This window comes from Allobosea sp. GW821-FHT09G06, assembly GCF_059416005.1.
This window is the reverse complement of record NZ_JBWKOI010000003.1, coordinates 422,239-442,222: the sequence shown is the minus strand read 5'-3', so window position 1 is coordinate 442,222 and position 19,984 is coordinate 422,239. Positions and strand designations below refer to the sequence as shown.

Genomic DNA, 19,984 nt, shown 5'->3' with positions numbered 1-19,984 from the left:
TCGGCTTGATATCCCGCGGCCCGGGTCGCAACCTGAAGCGGGTCAGCGGCGGCCGGCGTTATCGCGGGGTGGCGTTCAAGTACGATTCGCTGGCGAGGTTTCGTCCCGTTCCCGGATGAAATCCATGTTGAGCTTCAGGCCGAGCCCCGGCAGGTCCGGCACATGCATATGGCCGTCGATCGGCAGCGGCGCGCCATCGAAGACTTGCGCCGTGATGTCCTCGAACATCAGCAGGCGCTCGAGGAACAATGCGTTGGGCACGGCCGCAACGAGATGCAGGTGGAGGTTCTCCATGGCATGGGGCGCGAACTTGACGTTCCACGCCTGGGTCAGCGCCGCGCATTTCAGCATCTCGGTATAGCCGCCGGCCCGTGCGCCATCGACCTGCACGATGTCGGCGGCATCGTGCATGAGCAGGTCCCTGACGCCGAACTTGGTGTATTCGTGTTCGCCGGTCGCCAATGGGATGTCGGCGCCGCGCTTGAAGCGAGCGAGGCCTGGAATATCGTCGGCGAAGACCGGCTCCTCGAACAGGAAGATATCGTACTCACGGATGCGGTTGGCGAGCTGCACCGCCGTCGCGGCGTCGAAGGAATTGTTCGCGTCGACCATGAGGTTGATGTCGGGGCCGACCGCCTCGCGGACCTTGCGAACGCGTTCGGCGTCGCGGCGCGGGTTGCGGCCGCCATCGAAGCCGACCTTGAACTTCACCGTCGTGAAGCCGCGCGCGACCATGCCTTTGATCTCGTCGACGAGTTGGTCGTCGGAATAGGAGGTCCAGCCGCCGCTGGCATAGACCGGCACCCTGGTCCGGTCGCCGCCGAGCAGCCTGTAGACGGGGAGATCGACGATCTTGCCCTTGAGATCCCAGAGCGCGATGTCGACGGCGCTGAGCGCGCAATACATCAGGCCCTTGCGGCCGACGCCACGCAGGTAGTGGAAGAATTCCTGCCAGATCGCCTCGGTTTCGAGAGGATCGCGGCCGATCAGCCGGGGCGTCATGTTGCGGTTGATCAGCTCGCAGGTCGCCTCCCCGCCGACCTCGTGATAGGTGACGCCGATCCCCTCAAGCCCCTGATCTGTCGTGATGCGCACGATCACGAAGCCGATCGTCTCGACCTTGCGCGTCGCGTCGGCAAAGCCGCCCAGAACGGGTGCCGAGACGAGGTGAACGTCGATCTTCCGGATCCGGTGACGCATCAGCTTCCTCTCCAACCCAGATTGACATCATTATCAATAATGATATCGATATTCATATCGATAGACCTTGTCCAGCGAGGCTCTCGCCTTGATCCCGAAGCTCAGCCGCCCTTCCGATCTGGTCTACGGGATCGTCAAGCGGCGGATCATCCTCAACGAGCTGACGCCCGAGACGGTGCTGACCGAGCTCGGCCTCGCCCATGAGATCGGCTGCAGCCAGGGGCCGATCCGCGAGGCGCTGCTGCGCCTGCAGGAGGATGGCCTCGTCGTCCGCTCGGGGCGGCGGACGATCGTGACGCGGCTGACGGCCGAGGAAGCCGACGAGATGCTGGCCTTGCGGCGCAGAATCGAGACGCGCGGGGCGCTGAAGGCGGCTCTCCATGCCGATGGCCAGGCCCTCGACGACCTGCGCGGCATCCTGGCTGCGATGACGGAAGCTGCGGCAGAGGGCGACGAGTACCGCGTCATCGAAGCCGATAAGGATTTCCACCTCGCCCTGTTCCGCCTCTCAGGCCTCGACGCTCTCGGCCAGATCCTGGCGCGCTGCATCATGCACTCGAACCGGTACAAGCTCTGGGCGCCGGAGCATCGCCGCCCGCTGATCGAGACGGCGCGACGCCACGACGTTCTCTACGAACGCCTCGCCGCTGGCGACGGAAGCGGGCTCGCGGCCGCACTCGGCTCCCATATCGACACGATCGTTCTTCAGGGCAGCGACGAGGTTGCCGCGTGAACGCCTTCATCCACCCGCAGATGGCCCGGATCCTCGCCGGCTTCGCGGCGGCGCCCGGCGTCGACTTCAAGACCCTGCCGATCGCGGAAGCGCGCGCTTCCGCGGATGCCGGCTCCATCGCCTGGAACGAAGGCGCGCCTGCCATTCCTGCGCGCGATCTCACCGTCACGGGGGCAGCAGGGACGCTACGGGGCAGGCTCTATCATCCGAAGCCCGGAACCACCCTGCCCGTCATCGTCTATGTTCATGGCGGCGGCTGGACCTTCGGCTCTGTCGATACCCATGACGGCACGATGCGCCATCTCGCGGCGGCCTCCGGCTGCGCCGTCTTCGGGTTCGATTACCGGCTGGCACCCGAGCACCCCTACCCGGCCCCTCTGGACGACACGCTCGCCGCCATCGCCTTCGCCTTGCAAGGCGAGCTCGGCCCGGATGTCGATGCACGGCGCTGGGCGCTCGCGGGAGACTCAGCCGGGGCGACGCTTGCACTCTCGGCCATGATCCATCGTCGCGATACGGGGCTGACGCTCCCCGCGACGGCTGCCTTGTTCTACGGCTGCTACGCTCCCGATTTTGAAACCGGCAGCCATGCACGGTTCGGCGAGGGATACATCCTGACCACGGCGAACATGCGCTGGTACTGGCGCAACTATCTCGCCGCAGCCTTCGACGTGCCTCCGACGCTGGCCGCACCGCTGCATGCCGATCTCGCCGGGCTGCCGCCGCTCTATCTCACGGCGGGCGGGCTCGACCCCCTCGCCGACGACACGCTCCGCCTCGCCGAGCGCCTGGCAGCGGCGGGCTGCACCTTCCGCCACGACCATGTGCCGGGGGTGATCCATGGCTGCCTGCGCATGAGCCGGGAACTCGCACCGGCGCAGGCCATGATCGACGCCGGAGCCGCCTACATCACCGAACGACTATAAAAAACATCAGGGGAGTGAAACTCATGGAACGCAGGACCTTCATGAAGCTCGCGGGAGCGGCTGCGCTCTCCTTCGAGGCCGCCCACCCGGCCATCGCCCAGGGCAAGGCGACGGTGCGCTGGTGGTACCACTACGACAATCCCCAGAACACGCCGGCCGCCCTCGTCGCGAAGTTCGAAGCCGAAAACCCGGACATCAAGATCCAGGCAGAGCCGATCCCGTGGGGTGGCGGCACCGACTATATCAACCGCATCTTCTCGGCCCTGGTCGCCGGCAACCAGCCCGACTGCGCCATGGTGCGCCTGTCCTATCTCTCGCGCTTCGGACAGATGAAGGCACTGGAGCCGCTGGATGGCTTCCTCGCCAACTGGAAGGGCCGCAGCGACATTGCCGAGGACGTCTGGAAGATCAACCGCTCGCCGGACGGCAAGCAGTACTACATGCCGCTGCACTACGTGGTGATCTATCTCTACTACCGGCAGGACATGCTTCAGCAGGCCGGGCTCCAGCCGCCCAAGAGCTTCGGAGACTTCCTCACCGCCGCCCAGGCGCTGACCAAGGACGGCGTCTTCGGCTACGGCATGCGCGGCGGCGCCGGCTGCCATGACAACTGGGGCCCCTTCGTCCTCGGCGGCGGCGCCAGCTTCGACAAGGGCGGCATGGTCACCGAGAAGGCGCTGGCGGCAAACCGCTGGTTCGTCGACCTCGCCGTGAAGCACAAGGTCGTGCCGCCCTCGGCGCCGACCGACGCCTTCCGCCAGATCGTCGACGCCTTCAAGGCCGGCCGGACCGGCATGGCGATCCACCATATCGGCTCGGTCGCCGAGGTCGTCGGCGCGCTCGGCGACAAGGTCTCGGCCGTACCGGTGCCGCGCGGGCCGGACGGCAGCGGCTGGACCTATTTCGGCGACGAATCCAACGCGATCTTCGCCGGCAGCAAGAACAAGGAAGCGGCCTTCCGCTGGATCAGCTTCCTGTCGAGCGCGGAGAACAATGCCGAGCAGGCCAAGCTCAGCGGCCAATTGCCGATCACCATCTCGGATACGAAGACCTGGACCGTGCATCCCAAGCGCTTCGTCGAGGCGAGCGACGCCTCCCTGCCAATCGCCCGGCCCTTGCCGGACCATGTGAAGACGCCGGACTTCGTCGGCCGTGTCCTGCCCACCAATCTGCAGCGGGCCCTGACCGGCGGGATGAACCCCGACGAGCTCATGAAGGCGGTCGAGCAGACCTTCAACGGCTGAGGCCGGATCGCAGCGCGCGGCGCCGGGTGAATCCCGGCGCCGGCCATCGATCCAGAGGAACGAAGCCATGAACAAGACGATGGCGAGCGGCGCGATGCTGCGCGCGGCGACCCCATATGGATTCCTGCTGCCGGCCCTGCTGGTGACGGCGCTGGTCATCCTGTTTCCGGTGCTGCAGACGGCCTGGTACAGCCTGCACGACTACGTTCTCTACGATCCCGACAATTTCCGCTTCGTCGGCCTGCGGAATTTCGCGACCGCGCTCTCGGACGAGGTGTTCTGGATCTCGCTCGCGAACTCGGCGATCTGGGTCGCGGGCGTCGTCTCGCTCCAGCTCCTTCTGGGTCTTGGCGCGGCGCTCCTGCTCAACCAGAGCTTCTGGTGGCGCGGCATGGCGCGGGCCCTGGTGATCATCCCATGGGCCCTGCCGAGCGTGATCATCGGCCTGATGTGGACCTGGATCTACGATTTCAACCTCGGCGTCTTCAACGACATCCTGCTGCGCCTCGGCCTGATCTCGGCCCCGCATCCCTGGCTCGCCCAGCCCTCGACGGCGCTCGCCTGCATCATGCTGGCACTCGTCTGGCAGGGTTTCCCGTTCTTCACCGTCACCATCCTGGCGGGCCTGCAGACGGTTCCGGGCGAGCTCTACGAAGCAGCCGAGATCGACGGCGCTAGCCCCTGGCGCCAGTTTGTCCACGTCACCCTGCCCTCGATCGCCGGCATCATCGCCACGGCCGTGCTGCTGCGCGTCATCTGGGTCGCCAACTCGCTCGACGTCATCCTGGTCATGACCGGCGGCGGGCCGGGCTATGCCACGCATACGCTGCCGCTCTACGCCTTCCTGCGCGCCTATACCGGCATGGAGTTCGGCTATGCCGCCTCGCTGTCGCTGATGCTGACCGCGATCCTCATCGGCATCGTCTGGCTCTATGTCCGCCGGCAGGCCGGGGAGATGGAGAAATGATCCGGCGCCGCTCCTTCGCCCGCAACCTGATCCAGGTCGAAATCCCCGTCCTGCTGGTGCTCGTCTTCGCGCTGGCGCCCTTCGTCTGGATGCTGCTGACCTCGATCAAGCCCAATGCGGACCTCTCGCAGTTCCCGGTGCGCTACCTGCCGAGCAGCACCACCTTCGAGCACTACCAAACGCTGATCCAGCGCACGAGCTTCCCGGTCAACCTGCTGAACAGCCTGATCATCGCCTGCGGAGCCGTCCTGCTCGGACTGGCCGCGAGCGTGCCGGCGGCGTACTCGTTCTCGCGCTTCCGCTTCGCCGGGCGGCGCACGCTGATGACGAGCTTCCTCGTCATCAACATGTTCCCGATCGTGCTGCTGATCATCCCGCTCTTCGTGCTGATGCGGATGCTGGGGCTGATCGACACCTTCATCGGCGTCATCATCGGCCATTCGACCTTCTCGATCCCGTTCTCGATCTGGATGCTGGTCAGCTACTTCAACGCGATCCCCAAGGATCTCGACGAGGCCGCGACGATCGACGGCGCCTCTCGCTTGCAGACGATCCGGCTGGTCGTGCTGCCGCTGGTGATGCCCGGCATCGTCACCACCGCGATCTACGTCTTCATCACCTCGTGGAACGAATACCTGTTCGCGATGATGCTCTCGGGCGAGACGGTGCGACCAGTGACCGTCGCCCTGCAATTGTTCATCGGCGAATTCACGGTGCAGTGGGGCATCCTGACGGCGGGCGGGACGATCATCGCGCTGCCCGTCACCATCCTTTTCCTTTTTGTGCAGAAGCGGCTCGTCGGCGGCCTGACGGCAGGAGCAGTCAAATCATGACCAATACGATCGGGGTGATCTCGATGTTCTACGCGCGTCCCTTCGGGCGCGAGCATTTCCCGACCTTCCAGCGCATGAAGCAGGCCGGGGCTGATGTCGTCGAACTGCTCGTACCGGAGCCGGGCGAGCTCGATCTCGCCGAGACGAAGGCGGCTGCCGCCGATGCCGGCCTTGCTATCGTGCTGGCCGCGCGTGTGAACCTGACCCGCGACCTCGCCAGCCCCGATCCGGCCGCGCATCAGGCCGGCGTCGCCTATCTCGAGCAATGCGTCGATATCGCCGCCGCGCTGGGCGCCGGCATCGTCGGCGGCCCGCTCTACGGCGCGCCGCTCGTCTTCGCCGGCCGGGCGCCGCACCCGGTCGAGCCGGCCGAGCGCCGCCGCCGGGTCGACGCCGTCGTGCGCGGCCTGACGCAGGCAGCCAAGCGTGCCGCCGACAAGGGCGTCGTCCTCGGCGTCGAGCCGCTGAACCGCTTCGAGACCGACATGTGCAACACCTGCCGCCATGCACTTGATTATGTCGAGGCCGTCGCTTCTCCGGCCGTCGGCGTGATGCTCGACACCTTCCACATGAACATGGAGGAATTCGACCTTGCCGCATCGATCCGGCTGGCGGGGGCGCGGCTCGTGCATTTCCAGGCGAACGAGAACAACCGCGGCTTCGTCGGATCCGGCCATATCGACTGGCCGGCGATCGCACGTGCGCTCGCCGCAAGCGGCTACGAGGGGCCGATCGTGCTGGAACCGTTCCGGCGCGATGACGAGGCCGCAGGCGTGACGCTGGCGCAATGGCGTGCGCCCGCGCGGAACGAGGATGCGGAACTCAAGGCCAGCATCGACTATCTCAAGGCGACGCTCGCCTTTGCCAACCGGCTCGCGACGACGAAGGGACTTGCGTGATGACATCCCCTCTCCGGCTCGGCTGGATCGGCTGCGGCACCCATGCCAACGAGATGCTGCTGCCGCAGGTCACGCGCCACGATGTCGTGTTGCAGGCGATCTGCGACATCTCGCAGGACAGCCTCGCCTCGACTGGACGGCGTTACGGCGTCGCGCCCGAGAACCGGATGAGCGACTGGCGCGCCTTGCTCGCCCGCACGGATATCGACGCCGTCGGCCTCGCCATGGGGCCGCATCAGCATCACGAGATCGGCCTCGCGGCCATCGCTCGTGGCCTGCCGCTCTTCATCGAGAAGCCGCCGGCCGCGACATCGCGGCAGGCTCAGGAACTGGCCGATGCCGCCAAGGCTCGTGGCGTCCCGGTCGTTCTCGGCTTCATGAAGCGCTACTCCACCGCGAACCGTATCGCGGCCAATGTCGTCCATGCCCCGGAATTCGGGGATACGGCGAGCTTCCTCGGCCAGTACATGACCGCACCGACCTATTTCGCGGGCGATGTCGACTATACCGGCTTCTACCTGCACCACTGCGTCCACTATTTCGACCTGATCCCGCATTTGATGGGCGAGGTCGCGACGGTCAGTGCGCGCCGGCATGAGCTGGAGCCCGGCAAGCTGCTGCTCCATGTCGATTTCCGCTTCCGCAACGGCGGCATCGGCACGCTCGTGATGGGCACACATCAGTCGCGCGGCACGCCGATGGAATGGTGGCAGGTGATGGGCGACCATCGCCGTGTCGAGGTCCGCAACCTGCACGAAGTCCGTTATTTCCGCAGCCCGCCCTTCAAGGTGTCGCGCGCGGATGCCACCCTCGCCGAGGCGGAGGACACGCTGGTCTGGGAGCCGAATTTCACGGTCGCCGCCAACGAGGACCACAAGGGCTATCACGCGATCCTCGGCGATTTCGTCCGTGCCGCTCGCGGCGAGACGCTGGATTATCCCGATGCGGCGGCCGGGGCGCGGGCTCTCGCCCTCCTCGAACAGGCGATCGCGCCCGCCAACGCCAACTCGCAAGGGTGATGGTCCTTGGCACGACTGAGCCTGAGCGGTGCCGCGCGCCACCGGGAGCGCGCGCAAGCGTAGAAGCCCGCTCACCAAAACTGTCGCTTTTGTCGACAGGCACCGCTAGCAAATGACATGCGCGCCGACGTTCTGGGCCTTCAGGCTTTCATCAGCATCGCCGAACGCGGCAGCTTCCGGGCTGCGGCCTCCCATCTCAACCTGTCCCAGACGGCGCTGAGCCATCGTGTCCGCAAGCTCGAGGAATCGCTCGGGACACCGCTCTTCCTGCGCACGACACGGCAGGTCTCGCTGACGGCGGCCGGCACCACGCTGCTGCCGCGCGCGCGACGGATCTTCGAGGACCTCGGTTCCGCGATCGACGAGGTGAAGGTCGAGGTCCGCGAGCGTGACACGGAGGTGTCCGTCGGTTGCCTGCCGACCGTAGCCGCCCATTGCATGCCCTCCGTGATCGCCGCCTTCGCCAAGCGTCATCCCGGGCTGGGCGTCAGGGTGCATGACAATTCCGCCTCCGAGATCGCCGACAAGGTGCAGTCCGGCGAGGCCGAGTTCGGTGTGACCATCGTCGCGGCGAACCGCTGGGACCTCGAGCTCAAGCCGGTGGTCAAGGAGCCTTTCGTGCTCGTCAGCCATCGCGACATGCCACTCGCTCAGGCGACGTCGCTGACATGGGCCCAGCTCCAGGACGAGCCGCTCGTCCGGATCAGCGCCGAGACGGGCAACCGCATCCTGATCGACGACGCGCTCGGCTCTCGCCGGGAGGCCCTGACCTGGCGTTACGAAGTGCAGCGGGTCGTCACCGCGGTCAGCCTCGTACGCTCCGGGATCGGCTATGCCATCGTCCCGCAACTCGCGCTCGACGTGGTCGATTCCGGCGGGCTGGTCGCGATCCCGCTGCGCGCCCCGGCGATCACCCGGACCTTGGGCATCATCACGCGCAAGACGGTGCCCTTGCGCCCTGCGACACGCGACCTGCTGTCATTGCTGAGCGCTTCACTGAAGCGCAGCATCGCGCGCCCGGATTGATGATTCAGATTGCTCAATCGCTGCATTCTTATCATTTGATGAAGCAATAGACCTGCCCCACCCTTGCTGCGGGAAGAAACGCACAGGGAGTGGCGACGATGGCTGGTTCAGCACCGGCAGCGATCGCGTTCATCGGCTTCGGCGAGGTCGGGCAGACGTTTTCGCGCGGCCTCATGGCCAATGGCGCCATCGGCATTCGTGCCTATGACCTGCTATTCGACAGCGCTGCCGGCCGCCGGCTGGAGGACGCCGCGCAACAGATCGGCGTCGGTCGCGGCGCCACGCCCGCGGAAGCCTGCGGCCAGGCGGATTTCATCTTCTCGGCGGTGACGGCAGACCGCGCCGAGGCCGTGGCGGCCGAGGCGGCCGCCTGGCTGAAGCCCGGCCAGATCTTCGTCGACGTCAATTCGGCGGCGCCTTCGACGAAACAGCGGGCGGCGAACGCGGTCGAAGCCAGCGGCGCCGACTATGTCGAAGCTGCCGTGATGGCACCCGTGCTCAAGCCCGGCTTGAAAGTCTCGATCCTTGCCGGCGGCCCCAAGGCGAGTGCCACCGCCGACATCCTCAACGGCCTCGGCATGAACCTGGCTCCAGTCTCGGAGACGTTCGGCCGGGCTTCCGCAATGAAGCTCTGCCGCAGCATCGTGATCAAGGGGGTGGAGGCGCTGATGGTCGATTGCGCCGCCGCCTGCGAGGCCTGGGACGTCAAGGACCCGGTCTTCGCCAGCCTGCACGCAACCTTTCCCTCGATCGATTTTCACGCACTCGCCGCCGACATGCGCGAGCGCGTGGCGACCCATGGCGTCCGGCGCGCAGCCGAGATGCGGGAGGCCGCCGAGATGCTCGCCGCCGCCGGGCTTGCGCCGGGGCTCGCCAGCGCCGTCGCCGATGCACAGCAGCGCGGCGCGCGCCGCAAGGGAGGTCTTTGATGCAGCTCGACCGCCGTTCCGTCCTTGCCGGCCTCGGCACAGCAGGATTGTCGGGCCTCGTCCCGGCCCGGGCACAGCCGGCATGGCCGAGCCAGATCATCCGCATCGTCGTGCCGTTCACACCGGGCGGCAGCACCGACGTGCTGGCGCGGCTGATCGCGACGAAGCTGGAGCAGGTCATTCCCGGCAGGGGCTTCGTCATCGAGAACCGGCCGGGGGCCGGCGGCATGACCGCGGCCGGTCAGGTCGCGAAATCCGAGCCTGACGGCCACACGCTGATGATGGGCCATATCGGCACGCTGGCCTTCACGCCCTCGCTCTATCCGAACGTGCCTTATGACCCGGTGAAGGATTTCCAGCCGGTCGCCCTGGTGGCGATGGTGCCCAACATCCTGGCGATCAACCCGAAGCTGCCGGCGAAGACGCTGGGTGAGTTCATCGCCTATGCCAAGGCCAATCCCGGCAAGCTGAACTACTCGTCCGGCGGACAGGGCAGCGCCGCCCATATCGCCACCGCCTACCTGACCTATCGCGCCGGCATCGACGCCGTGCACGTGCCCTATCGCGGCACGGCGCCCTCGGTGAACGACCTCGTCGCCGGCCAGGTCCAGTTCACGCTGACCGGCGGGCCGGCCGTGCTGCCGCTGGCCGAAGGCGGACAGCTGCGCGTGCTCGGCGTCGCCAGCCGCGAACGCGTCGGCTTCGCGCCGAGCCTGCCCACATTGGCCGAGAGCGGCCTGCGCGATTTCGAGGCGGTGCAATGGTATGGCGTGGTCGCGCCGGCCAAGACCCCGCGTCCGATCGTCGACCGGCTCAACCGCGAGATCAACGGCCTGCTCAGTCAGCCGGACTTCGCCGCGGCGCTTGCCCGCGACGGCGCCATCGCACAGCCCGAGACGCCGGATGGCTTCGGCAAGCTGATCGCCTCGGAGCTGGCGCTCTGGCGCGACGTCATCACGCGCGCCGGCATCAAGGCGTCGGAGTGAGCCGATGGGCCAGCGCGCCGTCCCCTGCATGCTCATCCGCGGCGGCACCTCGAAGGGCGCGTATTTCCTGCGCGACGACCTGCCGGCGGATGTGGCGGCGCGCGACGCCTTCCTGCTCGCCGTGATGGGCTCGCCCGACAAGCGGCAGGTCGACGGGCTCGGCGGCGCGCATCCCTTGACCAGCAAGGTCGCGATCGTCTCACGGTCGAGCGAGCCGGGCTGCGATATCGACTTCCTGTTCGCGCAGGTCGGCATCGAGACGGCGCAGGTCGATACGACGCCGAATTGCGGCAACATCCTCGCCGGCATCGGGCCGTTCGCGCTGGCGCGGGGACTGGTCAAGGCGAGCGGCGCGCGCACGACCATTCGCGTCCGCACGATCAATACCGGCACCATCGCCGACCTCACCATGGACACGCCCGATGGCGAGGCCAGTGCCGAGGGCAACGCTCGCATCGACGGCGTGCCCGGTACCTCGGCGCCGATCGATATCGGCTTCCTCGACGCGGAAGGTTCGGTCTGCGGGGCGCTTCTCCCGACCGGCAACGTCGTCGACGTGATCGATGGCGTCCCCTGCACGCTGATCGACAACGGCATGCCGGTGATCGTGATGCGGGCGGCGGATGTCGGGCGCAGCGGCTACGAGCCGCGCGATCAGCTCGACGAGGATCGCGAGCTGAAGGCGCGGATCGAGCGCATCCGGCTCGCCGCCGGTCCGCTGATGAATCTCGGCGATGTCGCGAAGAAGGTGGTGCCCAAGATCGCGCTCGTCGCGCCGCCGCAGGCGGGCGGTTCGATCTGCACGCGCAGCTTCATCCCGCATGAATGCCACGCCTCGATCGGCGTCTTCGCCGCCGTGACGGTGGCAACCGCGGCCGCCCTGCCCGGCTCGCCGGCGGCTTCCGTCGCGATGATGCCCGAAGGCCGGGGGCGCTCGCTTTCGGTCGAGCATCCGACCGGCGAATTCACGGTGACGCTGACCGTCGGTGGCACCGCCGACCGGCCGGTGATCGAGCGCGCCGGGCTTTTGCGCACGGCGCGCATCCTGATGGAAGGCCGTGCCTTCGTGCCGGCGCATGTGATGGCGGTTCATGCGGGCAACGCCCGCTACGCTGCCGAATGAGACGAGAGGACTGACCGGCGATGGCCGACAAGCAGAAGACAGGGCTGGTGATCACCGCCCATCCCGGCGATTTCGTCTGGCGCGCGGGCGGTGCCATCGCTTTGCACGCGAAGCGCGGCCTGCGCGTGAAAATCCTCTGCCTGTCCTATGGCGAGCGCGGCGAAAGCCAGTTCGCCTGGAAGAAGGCGGGCGTCCGCATGGAGGACGTCAAGGCCCAGCGTCGCGAGGAGGCAGAGGCTGCGGCCGCGCTGCTCGGCGCCGAGATCGAGTTCATGGATGCAGGCGACTATCCGTTGCGGACGACGCCCGACATGCTGGACCGCGCCATCGATATCTTCCACGAGCTCGGACCCAGCTTCGTGCTGACCCATGCGCTCGAAGACCCCTATAATGTCGACCACCCGGAGGCGACGCGCTTCGCGCAGGAGGCGCGCATCATCGCGCAGGCCGCCGGGCACAAGCCCGACCCGGACCGTGCCTATGCCGCGCCACCGGTCTTCCTGTTCGAACCGCATCAGCCCGAGCAGTGCAATTTCAAGCCGAATGTCATCCTGAATATCGACGAGGTCTGGGAGCAGAAACGCAAGGCCTTTGAGATCCTCGCCGCGCAGAAGCATCTCTGGGAGTACTACACCCGCGTCGCGCTGAACCGCGGCATGCAGGGCGGCCGTAACTCCGGCAAGGCGATGATCTATGGCGAGGCCTATCAACGCCTCTTCCCGGAAGCCCTGGAGGTGCTGGCATGACCCCCGTCGTCATCCGCACGACGAAGCGCGCGCCCGCCACGGCAATGGCCGATCTCCGGGAGCTCGGTGTCTCAACGACCCATGAGGCGATGGGTCGGAGCGGGCTGCTGAAGCCCTATATGCGGCCGATCTATCCGGGCGCGCAGATCGCGGGCGGCGCGGTGACGGTGCTCGCCCAGCCCGGCGACAACTGGATGATCCATGTCGCGATCGAGCAGGTACAGCCCGGCGACGTGCTCGTCGTCGCCTGCACCACCGACAATACCGATGGCATGTTCGGCGACCTGCTCGCGACCTCGCTCAAGGCGCGCGGCGGCGCCGGCCTCGTCATCGATGCCGGCGTACGCGACGTGCGGGTGCTGACCGAAATGGGCTTTCCCGTCTGGTCCCGTGCGATCTCGGCCAAGGGCACGGTCAAGGCGACGCTGGGTTCGGTCAATGTGCCCGTGATCTGCGCCGGAGCGCTGGTCCATCCGGGCGATGTGATCGTCGCCGATGACGATGGCGTCGTGGTGGTGCCGCGCCTGGAGGCGGAGGCAGTGGCTGCCGCCGGCCGCAAGCGCGAGGCGGCCGAGGAGGAGAAGCGCCGGCGCCTCGCCTCCGGTGAACTCGGGCTCGACATGTACGGGATGCGCGAAGGCCTCGCCAAGGCCGGCCTCGTCTACCGCGACGACGACTGAGACCAAAACAACCGGCTTCGCAGAAAGCCGCAGCAGGGGAAGGAAACGACGATGACGCATCGCAGGACGGTACTCGGTGGCATGCTCGGGCTGGCGCTGATCGCCTCGACGAGCGGGTTCGCGCTGGCGCAGGAGGCGGTGAAGATCGGCCTGATCCTGCCGATGACCGGGCCCTTCGCCTCGACCGGCAAGCAGATCGACGCCGCGGTGAAGCTCTTCCTCGCCAAGGAAGGCGCCACCCATGGCGGGCGCAAGCTCGAGGTGATCCTCAAGGACGATGCCGGCAATGCCGATGCGACGCGCCGCCTCGCGCAGGAGCTGGTCGTCAACGACAAGGTCTCGGTTCTCGCCGGCTTCGGCCTGACGCCGCTCGCCATGGCCACCGCCCAGATCGCGACGCAGGCGAAGGTGCCGGAGGTCGTGATGGCGGCGGCGACCGCGACGATCACCGAGGCCTCGCCTTATATCGTGCGGACGTCCTTCACGCTGCCGCAGGCTTCCGAGCCGATGGCGGACTGGGCTGCGGCCAACGGCATCAAGAAGGTCTTCACGGTCGTCACCGATTACGGACCGGGGATCGACGCCGAGACCTCCTTCGCCAACAAGTTCAAGGCGGCGGGCGGCACGGTCGAGAGCGTGCGCGTGCCGCTGCGCAATCCCGATTTCGCGCCGTTCCTCCAACGCGTCTCCGAGGCGAAGCCGGACGCGCTCTTCGTCTTCGTGCCCTCCGGCGTCGGCGCGCAGTTCATGAAGCAATTCGTCGAGCGCGGGCTCGACAAGGCCGGCGTCAAGCTGATCGGCCCCGGCGACGTGGTCGATGACGACATCCTCGAAGGGATCGGCGACGTCGCGCTCGGCGCCATCACCACGCATCATTATTCGGCGGCGCATGACAGCCCGGCCAACAAGGCCTTCGTCGAAGCCTTCCAGAAGGCCAATCCCGGCATGCGGCCGAACTTCATGGCGGTCGGCGGCTATGACGGCATGAAGCTGATCGCCAAGGCGCTGGAAGCGACCAAGGGCGACGCCAGCGGCGACAAGCTGATCGCGGCGATGAAGGGCGCCGCCTGGGAAAGCGTGCGCGGGCCGGTGAAGATCGATCCCGACACCCGCGACATCATCCAGAACATCTATGTTCGCAAGACGCAGAAGGTCGGTGCCGAACTCCACAATGTCGAGTTCGCGACGATCAAGGACGTCAAGGATCCGGTGAAGGCGCGCAAGTGACGGCCGCGCGCTGGAACGCGGCAGGGCGACGCGCATGCTGACCATCCTGTTCGACGGCATCGCCTATGGCATGGTGCTCTTCGTCCTCGGCTGCGGGCTTTCCGTGACGATGGGGTTGATGAATTTCGTCAACCTCGCCCATGGCGCCTTCGCGATGCTCGGCGGCTATGTCGCCGTGCAGGCGATGCAACGGCTCGGCCTGCCTTTCCTCGCCTGCCTGCCGCTCGCCTTCCTGGCGGCGGCGCTGGTCGGGATCGTGCTGGAGCGGCTGATCTACCGGCCGATGTACGCCAAGAGCCATCTCGACCAGGTGATGTTCTCGATCGGGCTGGTCTTCATGGCGGTCGCCGGCACGGACTGGCTGATGGGCTCGACCCAGCAATTCATCCGCCTGCCGGCCTGGCTGCAGGGGCGCTTCGAGATCGCCGGCATCGGCATCGGCCGCTACCGGCTCTTCGTCATCGTGGTCTGCGGTTTGCTCGCCTTCTCGCTGCAATGGGGTTTTGCCCATACCCGCTTCGGCAGCCGCCTGCGCGCTGCCGTCGACGATGCGCGCGTGGCGCGCGGGCTCGGCATCCCGGTCAACCGGCTCTTCGCCTTGACCTTCGCGCTGGGCTGCGGCTTGGCTGGCTTCGGCGGCGCGCTCGGCATCGAACTGATGGGCCTCGATCCCTCTTTCCCGCTGAAATTCATGATCTACTTCCTGATCGTCGTCACCGTCGGCGGTACGTCCAGCATCACCGGGCCGTTCTTCGCCGCGATGCTGCTCGGCGTCGCCGACGTCGTCGGCAAGTATCTCGTGCCCGAGATCGGCGCCTTCATCATCTATGCGCTGATGGTCGTGCTGCTGATCACGCGTCCGCATGGCCTGTTCGCGAGGGCACGGGCATGAGAGCGGAGAGCCTCGACACCAAGGTCCGGCAGGCCCTCTATGCCGCCCGGCGCTGGCACCCGGCCGAGATCGCCTTCTGGTTGATCGCCTTCGCAGCCTTCCTGCTGTTCCCACGCAACCTGCTGCTGCTCAACGAGATCGCAATCCTCGCGCTGTTCGCGCTCTCGCTCGACCTGATCCTCGGCTATGCCGGCATCGTCTCGCTGGGACACGCCGCGTTCCTCGGTATGGGCGCCTATGCGGCCGGGCTCTTCGCCAAGCATGTCGGCGGCGATCCGCTGGCCGGGCTTGCCGTCGGCATGGGCGCGGCGGGGCTGCTCGGGCTCGTCACCAGCCCGCTGGTGCTGCGCGGCACCGACCTGACGCGATTGATGATCACGCTCGGCGTCGCACTCATCCTCTTCGAGCTGGCGAACTCCTTCGGCGGCCTGACCGGCGGCGCCGATGGCTTGCAGGGGATCGTGATGAGGCCGGTGCTCGGACTGTTCGACTTCGACATCTTCGGCCGCACGGCCTATCTCTATTCGCTCAGCGTGCTCTTCGTTCTGTTCCTGATCGCAAGGCGGGTGGTGCATTCGCCCTTCGGCCTCTCGCTGCGCGCCATCCGAGACAACACGCTGCGGGCTTCGGCCTCGGGCGTGCCGAACGGGCGCCGCCTCGCGGCTGCCTATACGCTCGCTGCCGCCTGTGCCGGTGCGGCGGGCGCTCTGCTGGCGCAGACCACGCAGTTCGTCTCGCTCGACGTGCTCGACTTCCACCGCTCGGCCGATCTGATGCTGGTGCTCATCATCGGTGGCGCCGGCTATCTCTATGGCGGCCTCGTCGGCGCCATCGCCTTCAAGCTGTTGCAGGACGCGATCGCGAGTTTCACGCCGCAATACTGGATGTTCTGGATCGGGCTCTTCCTCGTGCTCTTCGTGCTCGGCGGGCGCGAGATCATCCATGGCGCGGTCAAGACCGTCACTGCGCGCCTCGCCACCTTCGGGAAGGGAGGCGCCCGATGAGCGTAGCCCTTCAGACCTTCGACCTCGTGAAGAGCTTCGGCGGCATCACCGCGACCGATCATGTCGACTTCACGCTGGCGAAAGGCGCGCGCCATGCGCTGATCGGCCCGAACGGGGCCGGCAAGACCACCTTCGTCAACCAGCTGACCGGCGTATTGAAGCCAAGCTCCGGCCGCATCGAATTGATGGGCGAGGACATCACGACGCTGCCGCGAGAGGCGCGGGTGAAGCGCGGGCTCGCCCGCACCTTCCAGATCAACCAACTCTTCGCGACGATGACGCCCTTGGAGATGATCGCACTGGTCACCTCCGAGCTACTCGGGCGCGGCAGCCATCCCTTCCGTGCACTCGACCGTGATCCAGAGTTGGTCAGCCAGACCGCGGAGATCCTGAACCGCTTCCGGCTCGACGACATCATGGACCGAACTATTGCCACCCTGCCCTATGGCAAGCAGCGCCAGATCGAGATCGCCGCCGCCTTCGCAGCGCGCCCGTCCGTGCTGCTGCTCGACGAGCCGGCGGCCGGCGTGCCGGAGGCGGAGCGGCGCGAGTTGATGCAAACGGTCGCCGATCTGCCCGACGATGTCTCCGTGCTTTTGATCGAGCACGACATGGATCTCGTCTTCCGCTTCGCGACGCGCATCACCGTTCTGGTCAATGGCCGCGTGCTGGCGGAGGGCACGCCCGAGGAGATGGCGCGCGACCCGGCCGTGCGTGCGGCCTATCTCGGCGAGGACACCCATGTCTGAGCTTTTGAGGATCGAGAGGCTGAGTGCCGGCTATGGCGAGGCGCAGGTGCTGTTCGATATCGACCTCGCGCTCGCCGAGGGTCATTCGCTGGCGCTGCTCGGCCGCAACGGCGTCGGCAAGACGACGCTGGTCAACAGCATCATCGGCGTCACGCGTCGGCGCGGCGGGCGGATCGTGCTGGCAGGGCGCGATCTCACCGCCGCATCGCCCGAGCAGCGGGCGCATGCCGGCATCGGCTGGGTGCCGCAGGAGCGCAACATCTTCAAGTCGCTGACGGTTCTGGAGAACCTGACCGCAGTCGCCAAGCCGGGGCCATGGGACGTCGCCCGCGTCTTCCGGATGTTTCCGCGGCTCGCCGAGCGCAAGGCCAATCTCGGCAACCAGCTTTCCGGCGGCGAGCAGCAGATGCTGGCGATCGGCCGGGCGCTGATGCTGAACCCCAAGCTGCTGCTGCTCGATGAGCCGACCGAGGGTCTCGCCCCGATCATCGTCGAGGAACTGCTCAGGGCGTTGAAGGCGTTGTTCCGCGAGGAAGGGCTTGCTGCGATCGTGATCGAGCAGCATGCGCGCAAGATCCTCGAACTGACGGATGACGCCATCGTGCTCGAACGCGGCCGCGTCGTCCTCACCGAGAGTAGCGTGACGCTTATCGCCGAGCCCGAACGGCTCGAACACCATCTCGGCCTCGCCGCCGCCTGATCATCGAGAAACGGGAGGAGACGTCATGACAAAGAGGACAAAGCCGCCGTTCCGGGGCGACATGGTGGGAAGCCTGCTGCGCAGCGCGCCGGTCAAGGAAGCCCGCGCCAAGGTTGCGGCCGGCGAGATGACACAGGCCGAGCTGACCCTGATCGAGGACGAGGAGATCCGGAAGCTCGTCAGGAAGCAGGAGGAGATCGGCCTGCACGCCGTGACTGACGGCGAGTTCCGCCGCGCCTTCTGGCATTTCGACTTCCTCGACGGCCTGACCGGCGTCACCACCTACGAGACCGATGCCGGCATCCAGTTCAAGGGCGTCGCGACCAAGGGCCACGGCATCCGTGTCACCGGCAAGCTCGACTTTCCGGCCGACCACCCGCACCTGGCCCATTTCAGGTTCCTGGCTTCGGTCACGAGCCGCGTGCCGAAGATGACCATCCCGAGTCCGTCCATGCTGCATTACCGCGGCGGGCGGAAGGCGATCGATCCGAGCGCCTACCTCCGGATGGAGGATTATTACGACGATCTCGGCAAGGCCTATGCCAAGGCGATCAGGGCCTTCTACGACGCCGGTTGCCGCTATCTGCAGCTCGACGACACCAGCCTGTCCTATTTCTGCGACCCCGAGCAGCGAAAGATGTTGGCCGAGCGCGGCGACGACCCGGACAAGCTGATCTTCATCTATCGCGACGTGCTCAACGCGGCGCTGAAGGCCAAGCCCGCCGACATGCAGATCACCACCCACACCTGCCGCGGCAATTTCAAATCGACCTTCATCGCGTCGGGCGGCTACGAGCCTGTCGCCAACATGGTCTTCAACCAGATCGATGTCGACGGCTATTTCATGGAGTGGGACGACGACCGCTCCGGCGGTTTCGAGCCGCTGCGCTTCCTGCCGAAGGGCGACAAGCAGGTCGTGCTCGGCCTCGTCACCTCCAAGTTCGGCGCGATCGAGAGCAAGGACAATCTCAAGCGCCGGATCGAGGAAGCCGCGAAATTCGCGCCGCTGGAGCAGCTCTGCCTGTCGCCGCAATGCGGCTTCGCCTCGACCGAGGAAGGCAATGTCCTGGCCGAGGACGAGCAATGGGCCAAGCTCTCGCGCATCCTCGACGTCGCGAAGGAAGTCTGGGGATGAGCATGGAACCCTGTTTCGATATCGCCCATCTCGGCCATGTCGAGCTCTTCACCAACAAGCCCGAGGCCAGCCTCGACTTCTTCGTCAACATCTTCGGGCTGACGGAGAGCGGGCGCGAGGGCGATTCCGTCTACCTGCGCGCCTGGGACGATTATGAATTCCACACGCTGAAGCTGACGGCCTCGAATACGACCGGCGTCGGCCATGTCGGCTACCGCGCGTCGAGCGAGGCGGGCCTCCTGCGCCGTGTCGCCGCGATTGAGGCGATGGGCGCGGGCATCGGCTGGAGCGAGGGCGATCTCGGCCATGGCCGGGCCTATCGCTTCCGCGACCCGGACAATCATGTCTTCGAGATCTATTTCGACACGCATAAATACGTCGCGCCTGAAAGCGAGCGGCCGGCGCTGAAGAACCAGGCGCAGCGCAACCATGGCCGCGGCTGCGCTGTGCGCCGGCTCGACCATCTCAACCTGCTGGCGCAGGATGTGGCGGTGATCCGCGATTTCCTGCCGAAGGCGCTGGGCAGCCGCGTCACCGAGCAGATCGTGCTGGATTCAGGCGAGGTCGGCGGCTGCTGGTTCACCGTCAACAACAAGAGCTACGATATCGCCTATACCCGCGACCACACCAAAGCGGAGGGACGCTTCCACCACGTCACCTACGCGGTCGACCAGCGCGAGCACATCCTGGAGGCGGCCGATCTCTTCCTGGAGAACGGCGTCTTCATAGAAACCGGGCCGCACAAGCACGCAGTGCAGCAGACCTTCTTCCTCTATGTCTACGAGCCCGCCGGCAACCGCGTCGAGATCGCCAATGCCGGCGCGCGGCTCATCCTCGATCCGGACTGGCAGACCGTGACCTGGACCGAGACCGAGCGGAAGAAAGGTCAGGCCTGGGGGCTCAAGACGATCGAGAGCTTCCATACGCATGGCACGCCGCCGGCGGCCTGATGGCGCGGCGTTGCCC

At 66.7% G+C, this 19,984-nt stretch carries 21 protein-coding genes; 20 read left to right on the top strand and 1 reads right to left on the bottom strand.

Translation table 11 applies throughout. The features are described 5' to 3' along the window. Positions 1 to 75: 75 nt before the first annotated feature. The gene (locus AC07NY_RS18330; protein ID WP_494585023.1) at positions 76 to 1,200 is read right to left on the bottom strand and encodes a mandelate racemase/muconate lactonizing enzyme family protein; all 1,125 of its coding nucleotides are present in this window, start codon (positions 1,198 to 1,200) and stop codon (positions 76 to 78) included. A gap of 67 nt (positions 1,201 to 1,267) precedes the next feature. Here AC07NY_RS18330 and AC07NY_RS18325 point away from each other — a divergent pair, with 67 nt between their 5' ends. From AC07NY_RS18325 to AC07NY_RS18230, 20 genes are all read left to right on the top strand, one after another. Next, positions 1,268 to 1,933 (top strand): GntR family transcriptional regulator, encoded by a 666-nt coding sequence (locus AC07NY_RS18325; protein ID WP_492283537.1) that lies wholly within the window; start codon positions 1,268 to 1,270, stop codon positions 1,931 to 1,933. Further along, entirely contained in the window at positions 1,930 to 2,859 is a 930-nt protein-coding gene (locus tag AC07NY_RS18320; protein ID WP_494585022.1) for an alpha/beta hydrolase, read from the top strand. The genes AC07NY_RS18325 and AC07NY_RS18320 overlap by 4 nt, the downstream gene beginning before the upstream one ends. Positions 2,860 to 2,882: 23 nt before the next feature. Further along, a complete protein-coding gene (locus AC07NY_RS18315) occupies positions 2,883 to 4,103 on the top strand; it encodes an ABC transporter substrate-binding protein (RefSeq protein ID WP_494585021.1) in 1,221 nt (406 codons plus the stop codon). 67 nt (positions 4,104 to 4,170) lie between these two features. Further along, a complete protein-coding gene (locus tag AC07NY_RS18310) occupies positions 4,171 to 5,070 on the top strand; it encodes a carbohydrate ABC transporter permease (protein ID WP_494585020.1) in 900 nt (299 codons plus the stop codon). Next, on the top strand, positions 5,067 to 5,903 hold the full coding sequence (locus AC07NY_RS18305) for a carbohydrate ABC transporter permease (protein WP_494585019.1): 837 nt from the start codon (positions 5,067 to 5,069) through the stop codon (positions 5,901 to 5,903). Before AC07NY_RS18310 ends, AC07NY_RS18305 begins: the two co-directional genes overlap by 4 nt. Continuing rightward, on the top strand, positions 5,900 to 6,802 hold the full coding sequence (locus AC07NY_RS18300) for a sugar phosphate isomerase/epimerase family protein (RefSeq protein WP_494585018.1): 903 nt from the start codon (positions 5,900 to 5,902) through the stop codon (positions 6,800 to 6,802). The genes AC07NY_RS18305 and AC07NY_RS18300 overlap by 4 nt, the downstream gene beginning before the upstream one ends. After that, positions 6,802 to 7,821 carry a Gfo/Idh/MocA family protein gene (locus AC07NY_RS18295; protein WP_494585017.1) on the top strand — a complete coding sequence of 340 codons (1,020 nt, stop codon included), beginning with the start codon at positions 6,802 to 6,804 and terminating at the stop codon, positions 7,819 to 7,821. The genes AC07NY_RS18300 and AC07NY_RS18295 overlap by 1 nt, the downstream gene beginning before the upstream one ends. Positions 7,822 to 7,938: 117 nt before the next feature. Beyond that, positions 7,939 to 8,847 carry a LysR family transcriptional regulator gene (locus tag AC07NY_RS18290; protein ID WP_494585016.1) on the top strand — a complete coding sequence of 303 codons (909 nt, stop codon included), beginning with the start codon at positions 7,939 to 7,941 and terminating at the stop codon, positions 8,845 to 8,847. 98 nt (positions 8,848 to 8,945) lie between these two features. After that, positions 8,946 to 9,776 carry an NAD(P)-dependent oxidoreductase gene (locus AC07NY_RS18285; RefSeq protein WP_494585015.1) on the top strand — a complete coding sequence of 277 codons (831 nt, stop codon included), beginning with the start codon at positions 8,946 to 8,948 and terminating at the stop codon, positions 9,774 to 9,776. Beyond that, the gene (locus AC07NY_RS18280) at positions 9,776 to 10,762 is read left to right on the top strand and encodes a Bug family tripartite tricarboxylate transporter substrate binding protein (RefSeq protein WP_494585014.1); all 987 of its coding nucleotides are present in this window, start codon (positions 9,776 to 9,778) and stop codon (positions 10,760 to 10,762) included. The genes AC07NY_RS18285 and AC07NY_RS18280 overlap by 1 nt, the downstream gene beginning before the upstream one ends. Before the next feature lie 4 nt (positions 10,763 to 10,766). Next, on the top strand, positions 10,767 to 11,885 hold the full coding sequence (locus AC07NY_RS18275) for a 4-oxalomesaconate tautomerase (RefSeq protein ID WP_494585013.1): 1,119 nt from the start codon (positions 10,767 to 10,769) through the stop codon (positions 11,883 to 11,885). A gap of 20 nt (positions 11,886 to 11,905) precedes the next feature. Further along, positions 11,906 to 12,631 (top strand): PIG-L deacetylase family protein, encoded by a 726-nt coding sequence (locus AC07NY_RS18270; RefSeq protein WP_494585012.1) that lies wholly within the window; start codon positions 11,906 to 11,908, stop codon positions 12,629 to 12,631. Then, positions 12,628 to 13,311, top strand: a complete 684-nt coding sequence (locus AC07NY_RS18265; protein ID WP_494585011.1) for a 4-carboxy-4-hydroxy-2-oxoadipate aldolase/oxaloacetate decarboxylase — start codon at positions 12,628 to 12,630, stop codon at positions 13,309 to 13,311. The genes AC07NY_RS18270 and AC07NY_RS18265 overlap by 4 nt, the downstream gene beginning before the upstream one ends. A 51-nt stretch (positions 13,312 to 13,362) precedes the next feature. After that, the gene (locus tag AC07NY_RS18260; protein ID WP_494585010.1) at positions 13,363 to 14,538 is read left to right on the top strand and encodes an ABC transporter substrate-binding protein; all 1,176 of its coding nucleotides are present in this window, start codon (positions 13,363 to 13,365) and stop codon (positions 14,536 to 14,538) included. 34 nt (positions 14,539 to 14,572) lie between these two features. Continuing rightward, entirely contained in the window at positions 14,573 to 15,430 is an 858-nt protein-coding gene (locus tag AC07NY_RS18255) for a branched-chain amino acid ABC transporter permease (RefSeq protein ID WP_494585009.1), read from the top strand. Then, a complete protein-coding gene (locus tag AC07NY_RS18250) occupies positions 15,427 to 16,434 on the top strand; it encodes a branched-chain amino acid ABC transporter permease (RefSeq protein WP_494585008.1) in 1,008 nt (335 codons plus the stop codon). The genes AC07NY_RS18255 and AC07NY_RS18250 overlap by 4 nt, the downstream gene beginning before the upstream one ends. Next, positions 16,431 to 17,183 (top strand): ABC transporter ATP-binding protein, encoded by a 753-nt coding sequence (locus tag AC07NY_RS18245; RefSeq protein WP_494585007.1) that lies wholly within the window; start codon positions 16,431 to 16,433, stop codon positions 17,181 to 17,183. Before AC07NY_RS18250 ends, AC07NY_RS18245 begins: the two co-directional genes overlap by 4 nt. Beyond that, complete coding sequence (locus AC07NY_RS18240) at positions 17,176 to 17,883, top strand: ABC transporter ATP-binding protein (protein ID WP_494585006.1); 708 nt, start codon at positions 17,176 to 17,178, stop codon at positions 17,881 to 17,883. Before AC07NY_RS18245 ends, AC07NY_RS18240 begins: the two co-directional genes overlap by 8 nt. A 25-nt stretch (positions 17,884 to 17,908) precedes the next feature. Beyond that, a complete protein-coding gene (locus AC07NY_RS18235; RefSeq protein WP_494585005.1) occupies positions 17,909 to 19,018 on the top strand; it encodes a 5-methyltetrahydropteroyltriglutamate--homocysteine S-methyltransferase in 1,110 nt (369 codons plus the stop codon). A gap of 2 nt (positions 19,019 to 19,020) precedes the next feature. Beyond that, the gene (locus tag AC07NY_RS18230) at positions 19,021 to 19,968 is read left to right on the top strand and encodes a catechol 2,3-dioxygenase (protein ID WP_494585140.1); all 948 of its coding nucleotides are present in this window, start codon (positions 19,021 to 19,023) and stop codon (positions 19,966 to 19,968) included. The last annotated feature ends 16 nt before the right edge of the window (positions 19,969 to 19,984 follow it).

What these genes read in the sequence shown, in the direction of transcription:
- AC07NY_RS18310 (WP_494585020.1), top strand. Translation starts at nt 4,171, where the DNA reads ATGAACAAGACGATGGCGAGCGGCGCGATGCTGCGCGCGGCGACCCCA.
- AC07NY_RS18260 (WP_494585010.1), top strand. Translation starts at nt 13,363, where the DNA reads ATGACGCATCGCAGGACGGTACTCGGTGGCATGCTCGGGCTGGCGCTG.
- AC07NY_RS18235 (WP_494585005.1), top strand. Translation starts at nt 17,909, where the DNA reads ATGACAAAGAGGACAAAGCCGCCGTTCCGGGGCGACATGGTGGGAAGC.
- AC07NY_RS18295 (WP_494585017.1), top strand. Translation starts at nt 6,802, where the DNA reads ATGACATCCCCTCTCCGGCTCGGCTGGATCGGCTGCGGCACCCATGCC.
- AC07NY_RS18285 (WP_494585015.1), top strand. Translation starts at nt 8,946, where the DNA reads ATGGCTGGTTCAGCACCGGCAGCGATCGCGTTCATCGGCTTCGGCGAG.
- AC07NY_RS18330 (WP_494585023.1), bottom strand. Translation starts at nt 1,200, where the DNA reads ATGCGTCACCGGATCCGGAAGATCGACGTTCACCTCGTCTCGGCACCC.
- AC07NY_RS18255 (WP_494585009.1), top strand. Translation starts at nt 14,573, where the DNA reads ATGCTGACCATCCTGTTCGACGGCATCGCCTATGGCATGGTGCTCTTC.
- AC07NY_RS18305 (WP_494585019.1), top strand. Translation starts at nt 5,067, where the DNA reads ATGATCCGGCGCCGCTCCTTCGCCCGCAACCTGATCCAGGTCGAAATC.
- AC07NY_RS18230 (WP_494585140.1), top strand. Translation starts at nt 19,021, where the DNA reads ATGGAACCCTGTTTCGATATCGCCCATCTCGGCCATGTCGAGCTCTTC.
- AC07NY_RS18275 (WP_494585013.1), top strand. Translation starts at nt 10,767, where the DNA reads ATGGGCCAGCGCGCCGTCCCCTGCATGCTCATCCGCGGCGGCACCTCG.
- AC07NY_RS18265 (WP_494585011.1), top strand. Translation starts at nt 12,628, where the DNA reads ATGACCCCCGTCGTCATCCGCACGACGAAGCGCGCGCCCGCCACGGCA.
- AC07NY_RS18245 (WP_494585007.1), top strand. Translation starts at nt 16,431, where the DNA reads ATGAGCGTAGCCCTTCAGACCTTCGACCTCGTGAAGAGCTTCGGCGGC.
- AC07NY_RS18270 (WP_494585012.1), top strand. Translation starts at nt 11,906, where the DNA reads ATGGCCGACAAGCAGAAGACAGGGCTGGTGATCACCGCCCATCCCGGC.
- AC07NY_RS18280 (WP_494585014.1), top strand. Translation starts at nt 9,776, where the DNA reads ATGCAGCTCGACCGCCGTTCCGTCCTTGCCGGCCTCGGCACAGCAGGA.
- AC07NY_RS18315 (WP_494585021.1), top strand. Translation starts at nt 2,883, where the DNA reads ATGGAACGCAGGACCTTCATGAAGCTCGCGGGAGCGGCTGCGCTCTCC.
- AC07NY_RS18250 (WP_494585008.1), top strand. Translation starts at nt 15,427, where the DNA reads ATGAGAGCGGAGAGCCTCGACACCAAGGTCCGGCAGGCCCTCTATGCC.
- AC07NY_RS18240 (WP_494585006.1), top strand. Translation starts at nt 17,176, where the DNA reads ATGTCTGAGCTTTTGAGGATCGAGAGGCTGAGTGCCGGCTATGGCGAG.
- AC07NY_RS18300 (WP_494585018.1), top strand. Translation starts at nt 5,900, where the DNA reads ATGACCAATACGATCGGGGTGATCTCGATGTTCTACGCGCGTCCCTTC.
- AC07NY_RS18290 (WP_494585016.1), top strand. Translation starts at nt 7,939, where the DNA reads ATGCGCGCCGACGTTCTGGGCCTTCAGGCTTTCATCAGCATCGCCGAA.